Source organism: Actinokineospora xionganensis (genome assembly GCF_014323725.1).
GTDB lineage: Bacteria > Actinomycetota > Actinomycetes > Mycobacteriales > Pseudonocardiaceae > Actinokineospora > Actinokineospora xionganensis.
Genome location: NZ_JABVED010000006.1, coordinates 220,155 through 235,240, shown reverse-complemented (window position 1 = coordinate 235,240; position 15,086 = coordinate 220,155). Strand labels below are relative to the sequence as shown.

Sequence of the window (15,086 nt, the reverse complement as noted above, 5' to 3'; positions counted from 1 at the left end):
CGCTCTTCCTCAGTGTGAGACGGGGTGCGGAAGGGCGGCGGCCAGAGACGCCACCGTCGGGTTGTCGAACAGCAGCCGAAGGGACACGGGGACCCTGAGTTCGGCGCGGAGGCGGGTCACGACCTGGCCCGCCTTGATGGAGTGGCCGCCGAGGACGAAGAAGTCGTCGTGCACGCCGATGTCCGGGTTGCCCAGCACCTCACGCCAGATGGCGCGCACGACCCGCTCGGTCTCACTGGTCGGTTCCGCGTGTGCCGCGGTCGCCTGGGCCAGTGGGTCAGGCAGAGCGGCGATGTCGAGTTTGCCGTTCGCGTTGACCGGCAGGGCTTCCATCGCGATCAGGGTGGTGGGGACGAGGTACTCGGGCAGCCGCCGCCGCAGTTCCTCGCGCAGGTCGGCCATCGACGCGGCCGGGTCGGCGGGCACGACATAGCCCACCAGCATGGCGTCCCCGTCGTCGGTCTGTCGCACTTGGACGGTGACGTGCTTGGCCCGCCCGGTCTCGCGCACGCAGTCCTCGACCTCGCCCGGCTCGATCCGGAAGCCCCGGATCTTCACCTGCCGGTCGATTCGCCCGAGGCACTCGATCAGGCCGTCTGCCCGGTATCGGCCCAGGTCGCCGGTGCGGTAGAGCCGCGACCCCGCGGCGCCGAACGGGTCGGGCACGAAGCGCTCGGCGGTGAGGTCGGCCCGGCCGACGTAGCCGCGGGCCACGCCGTCGCCGCCGAGGAAGATCTCGCCGACCAGACCGGGCGCGACCGGCCGCAGGTGGTCGTCGAGGACGTAGGCGGTGCTGTTCGCGATCGGCCTGCCGATGGGCACCACGTCGGCGTCCGCGGCGTTCTCGATGAGTGCGGGCCAGGACAGGGCGAACGTGGTCGTCTCCGTCGGCCCGTAGATGTTGCGCACCCGCGGCCCGTCGATCCCGACCAGCCGGTGGATCATGGTGGTGTCGGCCTGCTCGCCGCCGACGAGCAGCAGACGCAGCGACGCGAACGTCTCCGGGGCCTCGGCCGCGAGTTGCCTGGCCAACGTCGTGGTCAGGAACATGATGGTGATCCCGTTGTCCCGCAGCGCCTTGCCCAGCGCCGGGGCCGAGAGCAGGTCGTCCTTCGGCACGCCGACGATTCGCGCGCCCGCGCACAGCGGGCCCCACAGTTCGAAGGTGGCCGCGTCGAACGACAGGTTCGACGCCTGCGCAACGGCGTCATCAGGTCCGAAGTGGACATAGTCGGTGTCACGGACGAGCCGAACGATGTTGCGGTGGGTGACGGCGACACCCTTCGGCCTGCCGGTCGAGCCGGACGTGTACATGACGTACGCCAGGTTGTCGGCGCCCACCGCGATGTCCAGGCGCGTGGTCGGCCCGGTCAGGCCGCCGTCGAGGATGATCACCGGGCCGGTGACCCGGTCGCGCAGACTCTCGTGCGCCAGCACGACCTCGACCCCGCTGTCCGCGCACATGAGGTCCAGCCGCGACGCCGGGTAGGCGGGGTCGAGCGGCACGTAGGCACCACCCGCCTTCAGCACGGCGAGCGCGGCGACCACCCAGTCCGCCCGGAACTCCAGGCAGAGGCCGACCTTGCTCTCCGCACTGATCCCCTTGTCCCGCAGGTGATGTGCCAACCGGTTGGCGCGCTCGTCCAGTTCGCGGTACGTGAGTGTCTCGTCGCCGTAGACCGCGGCGACGGCGTCCGGCGTGGCGTCGACCTGTGCTTCCACCAGCGCGACCAGGCCGGCCTCGCGCGGGTAGTCCGTGTGGGTGTCGTTCCACTCGACGACCGCCCGGCGCCACTGCTCGGGCCGCAGCAGCGACACGTCGGCGAGCGCCGCCTCGGGCGCCTCGGCGAGTTGGCCTGCCAGGTGCAGGAAGTGGTCGACGAGGCCGGTCATGTGCGCACGCGAGAACAGTGCGCCGCGGTACTTGAGGTAGCCGCGCATCGCGTCGCCCTCGTCGATGACCTGGACCTCGATGTCGAAGAGCGACTCGGTGCTTGTTCCGTCGGCGAACGCGAACCGCACACCATCCACTGTGGATGGTGCGGCCAGTGCGGGCGGCGCGGCGAAGGCGACCTGGAAAACCGGGTGGATGTTCGCCGACCGCACGGGGGCGAGTTGGTCGACCACATGGGCGAACGGCACGTCGACATGGTCGAAGGCGTCCAACGCGGCCGACCGGACCACGGTCAGCACGTCCGACCATGTGGCCGCGTCGGCCAGCCGCATCCGTAGCGGAACCATGTTCACCAGGCAGCCGACCAGGTCCTCGGTTCCGGCGTGGTCGCGTCCGGCGACGGGCGTGCCGATCACCAGGTCCGTCGCCCCGCTGTAGCGGCTCAGCAGGACTCCGAAAGCGCTCAGCAGCACCATGAACGGGCTGGACCGCTGCTGCCTGGCCAGCTCCCGGACGGCGGTCGACACCTCGTCTGGCACGGCGAAGGCCACCAGGTCCGCGGCCAGGCCCGGGTCGGCGGTGCTCGCCGCGAACGGCAGCACCATCCGGTCCGGCGGGTTCGCCAGTTCGCTGAGCCAGAAGGAGAGTTGCTCGTCGTCGATCGCGGAGTCGTTGTGCCGCAGGGCGAACTCCGAATACCGCGGTCCATCGGTCTCGCTGCCGGGGTCGCCGTAGCCGGCCAGGAGGTCGCGCTGCAGCAGCGGAAGTGAGTAGCCGTCGATGGCGATGTGGTGGGTGACCAGGATCAGCTCGTGTTCCTCGGCGGAGAGCCGGGCCAGGGTCGCGCGCATCGGCGGGCCCTGGGCGAGGTCGAACGGGGTGCGCAGTTCTCGGTCGCGCAGCGCCGCGACCGCCGCCTCACCCTGCCCGGTGAGGTCCACTTCGGTCAGGACCGGGGCGACCTCGGTGACCTCCGCGGTGCCGTCCGGCGCGTACCTGGTGCGCAGCGAATCGTGGCGGGAGACGCAGCGCCGCAGCGACTCGCGCAGCGCGTGGGTGTCGAGAGGGCCGGTGATCCGCGCGTAGAGCGGGACGTTGTGCCAGGTGGAACTCGGGAAGAGCTCGTGGAACGCGAGCATCTGTCGCTGCGCGGCCGTCGGCTGCCACCGTCGTGCGCCCCTGGTGGCCGAGTACAGCCGGAACGTCGGCGCCGCCGGGACGGGTGCGACCGAGACGTCGCCGAACCCGGCCTCGGTCAGCCACTCGGTGAGCTGGGCTTCGGTGTGGATCTGGCCACCCTGGGTGTGGAACAGGTTGAGGCTGAACATCGGCACCCAGGCCGCCCCGGTGCCGCCCGCCTCCGGGGAGATCTCCGGCGTCTCCTCAAGGATCAGCACGGTCGCACCCGCGGCAGCCGCTTCGCCGACGCGGCGGATCAGGTCGCGGGCGCGGTCGGGGGCCAGGCAGTGCAGGACGTTGAACAGCAGCACGACGTCATGGTCCGCGCCGAGGTCGTCGGTCAGCCAGTCACCCTCGCGGAACTCGACTCGGCCGCCCAGCGCGGCGGCGTGGGCGCGGCCGGCGTCCAGCGTGCCGGGCAGGTCCAGCACGGTCGCCCACAGGTCGGGGTTGGCCTGGCAGAACGCGGTGGCGTAGCGCGCGTGGCCGCCGCCGACGTCGAGCAGGCGACGGGCGGTGGGCAGCGACAGGGGGAGGCCGGGGATGACGGCGTCGGCCAGTTCACCCAGCATCGACTGGAACTCGCCGAGAGCCTCGGGATCGGCGTCGAGCCAGCCGTAGAAGTCGACCGCGGGCTTGCCCTCCACAATGGACCGTTCAAGGTCGCGCCACTGGTCGAACAGGACGCGGTGCCAGAAGGAGAACACAGTGCGGTATCCCGTGCCCAGCCACTTCGCGCCGGGGGCGGCGCGGTAGCCGGAGTCGTCGCGCACCGCGTACTCGAAACCGACCAGCGCGTCGAGCAGCACCCGTGTCCCACGCGGGTCGCCGCCGATCGCCGCCGCCAGATCCTCGGCGGCACGCGGCTCGTCGGTCAGGTGCTCGAAGATCCCGAGACGAAGCGCGGTTCCCGCCACCCGGTAGGACAACGCGTGCAGGACGTCGAGGTGCGGCCCGGGCGCGTCGTTCTCCGCGAAGGCGCGGTGCTCAGCCCGCGGCAAGTTCAACATCGGATTCCCCTTTGGTGTGCAGCAGATCGGGAAGGCCGTCGACGGCGCGCAGCCGCGGCGAGGCCATGGCGGCGGCCAGCACTAGCAGGACCGCGCCGGTGATCACGAAGATGAGCGCGATGCCGCGCCCGGGCCCGGTGCCGATCACCCCGCCGACGCTGTCGGCCAAGGCGCCGCCCGGGGCGAGCATCGGTTCGAAGACCTGGTCAGCCAGGGGACCGGCCACGGCGTAGGCGATCGCGGTCGCGCCCTGCGACACCATCCGCACGCTCGCCATGACCCGGCCCAGCGTGCTCGGGTCCACTTTGGTCTGTAGCAGCGACATCGTGCAGCCGGTGATCACCGGCAGGGTGAACAGGAAGGCGGGCGCCAGAATGCCGATGAGCAGCGCCGAGGGGGCCAGCGAGTGCAGCGCGAGGGCCACGCCGCCGATCGCCAGGAACGCCGAGACACCGGTGATCCGGCGTTTCGGTCCGCCCCACACGCTCATCACCGCGCTGCCGAGCAGCATGCCGCCACCGCCCGCGAACATCAGCACGCCCAGGGTGGACGGTCCGGCGAAGGTCAGGATAAGCGGCTGCACCAGGACCCCCGCCAGCCCGAACGCGAAGTCGAACGCGCCCAGGACAAGGAGCAGCGTGCCCAGACCGGACCGCCTCCGCAGCTCGGTCCAGCCGCCGCGCAACTCGGCCATCGCCCCGTCGCGCTCGGCGTGCTCTCGCGGCTGTGGTCGCACGGCCCGCTCGGGCAGGGCGAGCGAGACGGTGATCGCGAGGGCGACGCCGTAGGTGAACAGGTCGATGAGCACCACGCCGCGGAGGCCGACCGTGGCCAGCAGCACCCCCGCGGCGAGCGGAGCGGAGATCTGCACCGCCATTCCCGCCTGGGCGAGCCCGTTGGCGCGGCTCAGGTGCTGTTCGGGCACCAGCAGCGGCAGCATCGTGGTGAAGGTGACCATGCGGAACGTCGCGCACATCGCCGCGACCGCGGAGATCGGGTAGACCTGCCACACCTGAAGGCCGCCCGCCGTGACGAGCGTGAGCAGCACGGCCGTCACCGCCGCGGCGACCACGTCACTCGCGACCAGTGTCCAGCGCCGGTCGACCCGGTCCGCGACCGCGCCCGCCAGTGGCGCGACGGAGATCGCCGCGATGGCTTCGACCAGCATGATCAGGCTGAACTGGGTGGCTGAGCCGGTGAGCTGGTACACCCACACACCCAGCACGAACCCGGTGACGGCGGTGCCCGCCAGCGACACCAACTGCCCGACCCAGATCGCGACGAAGCGACCTAGCCCCTCGGTGGTGGTGGTCATGCGCGGCCTCCGCCGGGGACGAGGTCCGGCGCGGGCAGGTGGCCCGCCCGGACGTAGTGGTCGAGGTAGCGGCGCAGCAGGTCGGGGTCGGCCGGTGGGCAGCGCAAACCCGCTTCGGCCAGCCTGCGTTCGGTCGCTGTGCAGTCGAAGAGGCGGTTCCGCCGGTCCGGGGTCGGTCCCGCGACCGCCGCGATCGCGACCAGCGACGGATCACCCGAATCCGCCGCCCGGGTCAGCAGTTCGGCGCGCCACTGGTCATAGGGCAGGGCGCGGACCGGGTAGCCGAAGTCCCGCAACGTGTCCGCGACGACCGTCGAGCGGATCGTGCGGCCGTTGTGGAAGTGGAAGTCCGCGCCATAGCTCGACGGCCGCCGCGACAGCCAGCCGATGGCCGCGGCGACGTGGTCGACCGGCGCCATGTCCTCCTCGTCGTCCACATCCGGCAGCACTCCGAGCATGGCGACCGTCCGCAACTCGCGGCCGAACAGGTCCTCGACGGGCCCGATGCCGGTGCGGCTGTCCCCGGTCACCCGCGCCGGACGGTGGACCGACACCGGCAGCCCGGCGGCACGGGCGGCGCGGACCAGGGTGTCGGCCACCCACTTCGTCTGCTCGTAGCCCCGGTCGAGGTGTTCGGGCTGGTCCGGCGCGGTGTCCTCGGTGACGACCCCGGGCAGGTGCAGCGGATAGACGCCCAGGGTCGAGACGAACTGGACCGGGGTCAGCCGGTGCAGGCACGCCAGCCGCAGCACCTCGACGGTGCCGGACACGTTGGCGGCCCTGAGGTCGGCGTAGGGCTGGGCGAAGCTGACCTGCCCGCCGCAGTGGTGGATGAGGTCGATCTCCGCGGCGAGCGCGTCGAACCGCCGCGGTGACAGGCCGAGCCTGGGTGCGGCCAGGTCGCCGGGCACCGCGACGATCCGGTGGGCGAACTCGGGCCGCCACCGCTGGTAGCCGCGCAGGGTCCGCTCGATCCGGGCCATCGCGTCCGCCTCGTCGCGGGCGCGCACCAGGCAGAACAGTTGCGCGTCGGTGTGGCGCAGGGCGTCGGCGAGCAGGTGGCTGCCGAGGAAGCCGGTCGCGCCGGTCAGCAGCACCGCGCGCGGATCGGCCGCGGACTCCACCGCCCGCGCGATCTCCTCGGGCGACGGACCAACCGGGCGGGCATCCTCCGGCAGCGTCGCCTCCGCCCACAGGTCGATCGTGGGCGCGGCCGTGTGCTCGTCGATCGCGGCGGCCAGCGCGCCGAGTGTCGCCGACTCGAACACCGCCCGCAGGGGGAGGTCGACGCCGAGCGCCACCCGGACCCGAGTGATCATCCGGGCCGCGAGCAGCGAGTGCCCGCCCAGCTCGAAGAAGTTGTCGTGCTCACCCACGCGGTCGCGATCGAGCAGCCTGCCCCACTCGGCCGCGAGCGCCTTACCGGTGTCGGTGCTCGGCTCGACGTAGGCCGACGCGGTGCGGGCGGGTGCGGGCAGCGCGGCGTGGTCGAGCTTCCCGTTGCCGGTCAGCGGGAACTCGGGGACGACGACGAACTCCCCGGGCACCAGGTACTCCGGCAGCGCCGCGCGCAGGAACGCCCGCAACTCGCCGGGATCAGGTTCGTCCCCGGCGGGCACCAGGTACCCGACCAGTCGTCTGTCCCCAGTGGACTCATCGGTGCGGGCCACGACCAGCGCGTCGGTGACAGCTGGGTGCCTGCGGCACACGGCCTCGATCTCGGCGGGCTCGATCCGGTGTCCCCGGACCTTGACCTGCCGGTCCACCCGGCCGAGGAACTCCAACTCCTGGTCCGGCCCCCACCGGACCAGGTCGCCCGTGCGGTAGAGCCGGGATCCCGGTTCCCCGAACGGATCCGGCGCGAACCGCTCCGCGGTGAGGTCCCCGCGCCCGAGGTAGCCGCGTGCCAGGGCGTCCCCACCCAGGCACAGCTCGCCGGGCACACCGACCGGCACCGGCCGCAGCCGCTCGTCGACGACGTAGGCCCGGACGTGCGGCAGCGGTCGACCGATGGGCAGCCGGGTGGCGGTCAAGTCGCCGTCGTCGGTGCGGTATGTGGTCGCGCACACGGTCGCCTCGGTCGGCCCGTAGTGGTTGAACATAGCCGCGCCGGTCATCGCCGCCCACTCCCGCACGGCACTCACCGCGACGGTGTCGCCGCCCACCATCATCGCCCGCAGCGGCGACGGCCCGGGAACCCCGGTGACCGCGAGGTCGTCCACCCACTTGCGCCACAGCGGCGCGGCGGTGTCGACCATCGTGAGGTTCTGTTCGGCGCACCACCGCAGCACGTCCGCGCCGGACAGGGCTGCCGGGTCCGGGCAGGCGACCAGCGAAGCGCCGCTGATGAGGGCGGGGAAGACATCGCCGACGGAGGCGTCGAAGGTCAGCGGCGGGATCATCAGGACCCGCTCACCGGGGCCGAAACCGTGCACGTCGACGAACGCCCGCGCCAGGTTGGCGACCGTGCCGTGCTGGACGGCGACGCCCTTGGGCGCGCCGGTGGAGCCGGAGGTGTAGATGACGTAGGCGAGGTTGTCCGGGCCGAGTTCGGTGGGCGGCGGCGCGTCCCGCCGTTCGACACCGACGACCAGGACGGTCCCGTCGAACGCCACCCGGTCCGCGCGGTCGGTGACCAGCACCGTGACTCCCGCGTCGGCGAGCAGCGCGGCAAGCCGGTCGGCTGGGTGGGCCGGGTCGAGCGGCAGGTAGGCGCCGCCCGCGGCGTGGATCCCGACGAGGGCGACGACCGCCGCCGGACCGGCCGGGGCCGCCATCGCCACCAGCGACTCCGGGCCCACACCGCATTCCCGCAATCGCCAGGCCAGCGCGTTGGCTCGCTCGGTCAACTCGGCGTAGCTGAGCACGTCGTCGCCGTCGAGCACGGCGGGCGCGTCCGGCGTCCGCCGTGCCTGCCGGGCGATCAGCTCGGTGACGCATCGGGCGGCAAAGGGCGCTGGGGCCGCCGGATGCCCGCCCGAGCGGATCAGCGACCACTCGTGGTCGGTGAGGAGATCGACGTCGCCGACCCGCTGGTCGGGGTCGGCGGTGATCGCGGCCACCGCCCGGGTGAAGTACTCGGCGATGCGGGCCACCGTGCCCGCGTCGAACAGGTCCGTCGCGTAGTCGAGGTGGCCCTCGAACCGGGAGCCTTCCTGCGCCAGGGCCAGCGTGAGGTCGAACCGGGCCGTGGCCGACTCCGGCTCGACCGGCTCGGCGGCCAGTCCGGGCACCGACACCGAATGGCCGGGCGGGTTCAGCACGAACATCGCCTGGAACACCGGGTTGTGGCTGAGATCCGGCTGCGGCGCCACCGCCCGGGCGACCAGTTCCCACGGGTAGCCCTGGTGCTCCAGGGCGTCCACGGCGTCCTGCCGCGCCCGGTCGAGCACCGCCCGGACAGTCGGGTCGCCCGACAACTCGGTGCGCATCGCGACCGTGTTGGCGAGCATGCCAACGCAGTTCGACAGCTTCGAGTCGTCGCGCATCGGGACGCCGACGACCACGTCATCAGCTCGGGCGAGCTTGCCCAGAACGATCGAGAACGCCGCCAGCAGCAGCGGGAAGGCGGTCAGTCCTTCCCGCAGGCAGAACGCCGACACCGCTTCGCCGTCCTTGATCGACACCGGGACACTCGCGCCGCGGTAGCTCTGCACCGGCGGCCGCGGCCGATCGGTCGGCAGCTCCAACAGCGTCGGCACACCCGCGAGCCGCTCCTCCCAGTACCGCGCGTGGACGGTCAGGTCCGCGGCCTGGTCCGCCTGCCACACCGCGAAATCGCACGCCGACGTCGCCCGCGCGGCAGGCTGCGCGCCCGCGAGAAGACTGCTGAACTCGTCTACCAGAATCGACAGCGACGGCCCGTCACACACGATGTGGTGCACGCACAGGGCGAACAGGTGTTCGCCATCGGAGATCCGCACCAGGACCGCGCGCAGCAACGGCGGCGTCGTCAGGTCGAACGGCCGCCGCGACTCGGCTTCGAGCTCCGCCATTCCACCGTCCATAACGGACAGCGGAGCGACGCAGCACTCGGCGATCCGCTGGACGGGCTCACCGTCCACCTCGGTGAACGAGGTCCGCAACCCCTCGTGCCGCGCGAGAAGCACGTCGAGCGCGTGCTGGATGGCGGTGACGGACACCGCCCCGGAGAGCCGCCACACCTGCGACATCGTGTAGACGCCGTCGGTGGCGCCCACCCGGTCGAGGAACCACAGCTGCCGCTGCCCGGGTAGCAGCGGCACGACACGCGCCGGGTCCCGTCGCGGAATCCCCTGGGCCGCCGCCAAACCACGCTTCGCCGCGAGCATCGCGAAGAGCCGGTCACGCTCACTCACCGGACACCGCCGTTCTCCAGCATGGCGGCCACCTCGTCGTCCGGCAGCGCGGCGATCTCCGCGCGCAGCACGGCCACCTCATCGACGGCGCCCGGCGTGCTCTCGTACCGCCGCAACGCTTCCGCGAAGCCCGCGATCGTCCGCGTCTCGAACGCCACCCGCATCGGCACGTCGACCAAGAGCTGCTCCCGAACGGCCGCGAGCATCTTGGCCGCGAGCAGCGAGTGACCGCCGAGGATGAAGAAGTCGTCGTTCGTGCCGACTTCCGACACCTCCAGCAGGTCTTGCCAGATCTCCGCGAGCGCGCGCTCGACAGCGTCGCGTGGGGCCACCCGGTCGGCGGTGCGCAACTCGTCCCACGAGGGCTCCGCCAGCCTGCCCCGGTCGACTTTCTCGTTCGGGGTGAGCGGCAGAGCGTCCACCACCACCAGGGCTGCCGGGATCATGTAGTCCGGCAGTGATTCGGCCAGCAGCGAGCGAATCGACGCCCACAGCGCCACCGGGTCGTCATCGGACTCCACATACGCGGCCAGGCGTTCACCCGCCCACGCCTTGACCACCGCCTCGCCGACGCGGGGACACGCCCGCAGGGCGGCCTCGATCTCGCCGAGCTCGATGCGGAAGCCCCGGATCTTGACCTGGTTGTCGGCTCGTCCGAGGAACTCCAGTGTCCCGTTGGGACGGTAGCGTGCCAGGTCGCCCGTCGCGTAGAGCCGCGAGCCCACGCCGAACGGGTCGGGGACGAACTGGGCGGCGGTCAGGTCGCCGCGGCCGTGATAGCCGCGCGCCACACCGACACCGCCGATGTGGATCTCGCCGACCACACCGACCGGAACCGGCCGCAGCGACTTGTCGAGCACATACACGCGCAGATTGCCGACCGGCGGACCGATCTCCAGGGGAGTGCCCGTGACCCTGGTGGCGGTCGCCCAGATCGTGGCCTCCGTCGGCCCGTAGACGTTCCACAGGGTCGCGCCGTCCGCGGCGAGCGTCCGGGCGAGGTCCGGGGTCAGCTCCTCGCCGCCGCACAGCCGCGTCCGCACCGACGCCGGGACGTCGCCCGCGGTGAGGAGCAGCCGCCACCGCGATGGGGTCGACTGCAGCACCGTGGCGCCGGATTCGACCAGCCGGGACCGAAGCAAAGCGGGCTCGCCCGCCTCGATCGTGTCGAACATCGCCACCTTGGCGCCGCACAACAGCGGCAGTAACAGTTCCAGCACCGACGGGTCGAACGACAGGGTGGTCACCGCGGCCCACACGTCGTCGGAGTCCAGGCGCAGCAACGTGTCGAACGCGACCAGGTGGTTGAGGACGCCCGCGTGCGGGACCCCGATGCCCTTGGGCCTGCCGGTCGAGCCGGAGGTGTAGATGAGGTAGGCGAGAGTGTCGGCGTCGACGTCCACGTCCGGCGCGGTGTCCTGTCCGGTGCCGTCGATCCGGACGGTGGTCATGCCGTCGAGAAACCCGAGCCCGGCGGTGGACTCGTCGACGAGGGCCACCGTGGCCGCCGCGTTGGCCAGCATGTAGCGCAGCCGGTCGGCGGGCCAGGACGGATCGAGCGGAACGTAGGCGCCACCGGCCTTCCACACGCCAAGCAGGGCCACAAGCAGGTCGACACCACGGCTGACGCACAGCGCGACCGGAACCTCCGGCCCGACGCCGGCGGCGCACAGCGCGTGCCCGACCCGGTTCGCCCGCGCGTCGAGTTCGGCGTAGGTGAGGCAGTGGCGGCTGTCCTCCACCGCCACGGCGTCGGGCCGCAGGGCGACCTGGGCCGCGATCAAATCGAGCACCGTCCCCGCGGGGAGCGGCAGTTCGGTGTCGTTCCAGTCGACGACGGCCCGCCGCTGTTCCTCGGCGTCGAGCAGCGGCACGTCGAGGATCCGGGTGTCCGGGTCGGCGACCACAGTGGACAGGAACCGCACATAGTGCTCGCCGAACCGCTCGACTGTCGCGGCGTCGAACAGCGCCGTGTCGTACTCGAGGTCGACGTGCAGGTCGTCGCCGCGCTCGGCGGCGGCCAGGGTCAGGTCGAACTTGGCGACGTCGGCGGTGACGAACCGCGGCTCGGACACGGCGACGCCGTCGAGATCCAGCGTGGGGGGACGGGTGCTCTGCAAGGTCAGCTGGACCTGGAACACCGGTGAGTAGCCAAGGCCGCGCTCCGGGTGCAGGGCCTCGACGATCCGCTCCAGCGGCAGGTCCGCGTAGCTCAGGCCGTCCAGCGTCACGTCGCGGACCCGGGACACCAGCTCCCGGAACGTGGGGTTGCCCGCGAGGGAGGTCCGCAGCGGCACGGTGTTCACGAACAGGCCGATCAGCGGTTCGGCGTCCACTCTGGACCGGCCGCCGACCGCGGTGCCGACGACGACGTCGTCTTGGCCGCTGTAGTGGGAAAGCAGGGCCTGGTAGGCGGCGAGCAGCGTCATGAACAGCGTTCCGCCCAGCGCGAGCGTGGCGCTGCGCAGACCGGCGGCGAGCGTCGGTGGCAGGTCGAAGCCGTGCACCCGCCCGCGGTATTCCTGGGCGGCCGGACGGGGACGGTCGGTGGGCAGGGTCAGCAGCGGGGGCGCGTCCCTCAGGTGCTCGACCCAGTAGTCCAGGGCCATGGCTCCCATCGGTCCGGCGGCTTCCTCGCGCTGCCAGGCGGCGAACTCCGCGTACTCCAACGACAGTTCGGGCAGCGCGGGGTCTTCGCCGACACGGAACGCGCGGTAGGCGCTGCCCAGTTCGTCGAGCAGGACCGCCAGGGACCAGCCGTCGGAGATGATGTGGTGCAGGGTGAACATCAGGAAGTGGTCGTCGTCGGCCAGCCGCAGGAGAAGGACCCGCATGAGAGGTCCGGTGGACAGGTCGAACGGCCGCCGGGCCTCGGCCTGGATCCGGCTCTCAGCCTCGCTTTCACCGCTCACGTCGAGCACGGTCAACGCCGCCCGGGCATCGGGCAGCACAACCTGAACCGGCCCGCCGTCGCGCTCCGCGAACACCGTGCGCAGCGCGCCGTGCCTGTGCACGACCTCGTCGAGACCACGCCGCAGCGCGCCGACGTCGAGCGGACCGGTCAGCCGCAGCACGGCGGGCACGTTGTACAGCGCGGAGGCCGGGTGCAGCCGGTCGAGGAACCACAGCCGCTGCTGTCCGAAGGACGGCGGGTGCGTCGTCACCGGGTCCCCACTTCCAGCTCGTCGCGCACCAGCGCGTGCACCATCGCCTCGCGGACGGTCGCGGGCACCTGGCTGGCGAACTGCCGCAGGTACGCGAGTGCGTGGCCGCGGCTTTCCCGCAGGAAGGCGAAGTCCGTGGGCACCATGTGCCGGATCGCCAGCAGCGGGACGGGACTGCGCAGCGGTCGGAAGTCCGGGTTCCACAGGCCGCCCTTGTCCGGCGGCCCGTCGTGGAATTCGCCGATCATCAGACCCCGGTCCACGTAGTCGGACTTGAGTGTCTCCTGGGAACCGTCGATCACCTCGTCGACGTCCTCGGATCGGAGGTCGGGGAACAGCACCAGGATCGTGGTCAGCTGAGCCGTCCCCTGGCCGCGCGGCGCCAGTTCCAGGAACCAGTCCCGGTACGGCAGCATCGCCGCCGCGACGTCCGACGGGTCGGCCGGACGCCCGGGGAAGACCGTGAGGTAGAACTTGCGCCGGTCGATCGACGCCTGGACGAACGGGCACACGCTTCCCTTGCGGCCCAGGCTCTCGTGCGGCCTGGTCAGGTATTGGCGCGCCCAGTCGAGGATCAGGCGCAGCTGCGGGGCGTAAGGGACCATTCGCGTGGGCAGCAGGTTCTGCTCGATGTCGTCGACCTCGAGCAGGACTCTCGCGGGTTCTCCAGGACTGGTCAGCATTTACTTCCCCTTGACGCGACGTGCGAGGTTGCGGAGCAAGACCGCGCCAGCGGCCGCGGTCCCGGTGGCGGCTGCCCCGGCCAGCCAGGCGAGCGTGGTGTTCTGCCTGCGGGAGCGGCGAAGCGCGTCCGCGTACGGCGTGGTGGTGTGCGAGATCATCGTGTACAGCGGGACCCAGCGGTTGCCGAGGATCCGGTTCAACGCGAGGTCGGCGTTCTTGCGGGCGAGGAACAGCGGCGAGGCCAGCCGGTCGCGCAGCTCGATGAAGTTCTCGGCCGAAAGGTCCGCGAGGACATCGGTGTTGGGCTTGCGGATCGCCTGGTATTCGGCGAAAGCGGCGGCCCAGTCGTCGGGATTGCGGTCGAGGCAGCCGTCGAGGGTCACGCAGTCCTCGAACGCGGAGTTCATACCCTGCCCGTAGAACGGGTACACCGCGTGGCAGGCGTCGCCCAGCAGCACCACGCGGTCGTCGTGGTGCCACGGCGCGGTCCGCACGGTCACCAGGTGGCCCACCGGCTGGCTCAGGAACTGCTCGACGACGTCGGGCACGAGCCTGTGCAGATCCGGGAACCGGTCGGCCAGCAGCGATGAGACCGCTTCGGTGGTGCGCAGCGTCTCGAAGCTGTCCGGCCCGGCCAGCGGCAGGAAGATGGTGCCGGTCAGCGACCGGTCGGCGTTGGGATGCGCGACGATGAGGCCGCCGTCGGCGGGCCACACGTGCAACGCCTCCGGGTCGGTGCGCCGCTCATCCGGCGGGCCCGCCTCGATCGACAGTTCCTTGTAGCCCCAGGGGAGGAACTCCTGGTGGTAGTCGGCGGGCTCGCCGCGGTGCATCTGGGCGCGCACGGTGGAGAAGGCGCCGTCGGAGCCGATCACCGTCTCGGACAGGACCCGTCGCACCCCGCCCGCGGTCTGGAAGAGGCACTCGACGGTGGCCTTGCTCTTGTCCATCGCGGTGAGCTTGGCGTCGAACTCGAACCGGACGCCGGGCATCGCCTCGGCGGCGTCGAGCAGCACCGTGTTCAAGTCGTTGCGCAGCACCGAACGCAGGATCTGGTCGTCACTGGTGCCGTAGGGCTGGAAGCCGAGGCCCCCGTCCGGCAGGTGCACGACCCGCCCCCGCATCGGCGCCGCGTGCGCGAGCACCTCGTCGAGCAGCCCGGCCGCACGCAGCGCCGTCATGCCGCGCCGGGAAAGACCGAGGTTGATGGACCGCCCGTGGTCGGCCGCCCGGGATCGAGGGTCCGACCGCCGCTCGAACACCCGGACGCGGCAGCCGCGGCGGGCCAGCAGCACCGCCATGAGACACCCCGACAGGCCCGCGCCCACGATGACTACGTCCCGGTCGGACAGACCACTCACCTACGACTCCCTTTCGAACAAGGATTCCCGCCTCGCTTCGCCAATGAAACAGACGTCCGTACGGGGGCCGGGGTTGCCGGTGAAGTATCCACGAAGGACAGACATCCGCATTAGTCCGAGGAATCGAATCCGCGTTCCTCTT

At 71.7% G+C, this 15,086-nt stretch carries 6 protein-coding genes; all 6 read right to left on the bottom strand.

What is annotated here, in order from left to right; genetic code table 11:
- Positions 1-9: 9 nt before the first annotated feature.
- Genes GPZ80_RS13065 through GPZ80_RS13040 form a run of 6 tightly spaced genes read right to left on the bottom strand, consistent with a single transcriptional unit; the run spans position 10 to position 14,944 of the window.
- Positions 10-4,083 carry a non-ribosomal peptide synthetase gene (locus GPZ80_RS13065; protein WP_187220598.1) on the bottom strand — a complete coding sequence of 1,358 codons (4,074 nt, stop codon included), beginning with the start codon at positions 4,081-4,083 and terminating at the stop codon, positions 10-12.
- Entirely contained in the window at positions 4,061-5,398 is a 1,338-nt protein-coding gene (locus GPZ80_RS13060; protein WP_187220597.1) for an MFS transporter, read from the bottom strand. The genes GPZ80_RS13065 and GPZ80_RS13060 overlap by 23 nt, the downstream gene beginning before the upstream one ends.
- A complete protein-coding gene (locus GPZ80_RS13055) occupies positions 5,395-9,735 on the bottom strand; it encodes a non-ribosomal peptide synthetase (RefSeq protein WP_187220596.1) in 4,341 nt (1,446 codons plus the stop codon). Before GPZ80_RS13055 ends, GPZ80_RS13060 begins: the two co-directional genes overlap by 4 nt.
- On the bottom strand, positions 9,732-12,899 hold the full coding sequence (locus GPZ80_RS13050) for a non-ribosomal peptide synthetase (protein WP_187220595.1): 3,168 nt from the start codon (positions 12,897-12,899) through the stop codon (positions 9,732-9,734). Before GPZ80_RS13050 ends, GPZ80_RS13055 begins: the two co-directional genes overlap by 4 nt.
- Complete coding sequence (locus tag GPZ80_RS13045) at positions 12,896-13,582, bottom strand: DUF6875 domain-containing protein (protein WP_187220594.1); 687 nt, start codon at positions 13,580-13,582, stop codon at positions 12,896-12,898. The genes GPZ80_RS13050 and GPZ80_RS13045 overlap by 4 nt, the downstream gene beginning before the upstream one ends.
- Positions 13,583-14,944 (bottom strand): FAD-dependent oxidoreductase, encoded by a 1,362-nt coding sequence (locus GPZ80_RS13040; protein WP_312880289.1) that lies wholly within the window; start codon positions 14,942-14,944, stop codon positions 13,583-13,585.
- Between the last annotated feature and the right edge of the window lie 142 nt (positions 14,945-15,086).

Coding starts and splice junctions, on each gene's coding strand:
- GPZ80_RS13065 (WP_187220598.1), bottom strand. CDS start 4,083: ATGTTGAACTTGCCGCGGGCTGAGCACCGCGCCTTCGCGGAGAACGAC.
- GPZ80_RS13045 (WP_187220594.1), bottom strand. CDS start 13,582: ATGCTGACCAGTCCTGGAGAACCCGCGAGAGTCCTGCTCGAGGTCGAC.
- GPZ80_RS13060 (WP_187220597.1), bottom strand. CDS start 5,398: ATGACCACCACCACCGAGGGGCTAGGTCGCTTCGTCGCGATCTGGGTC.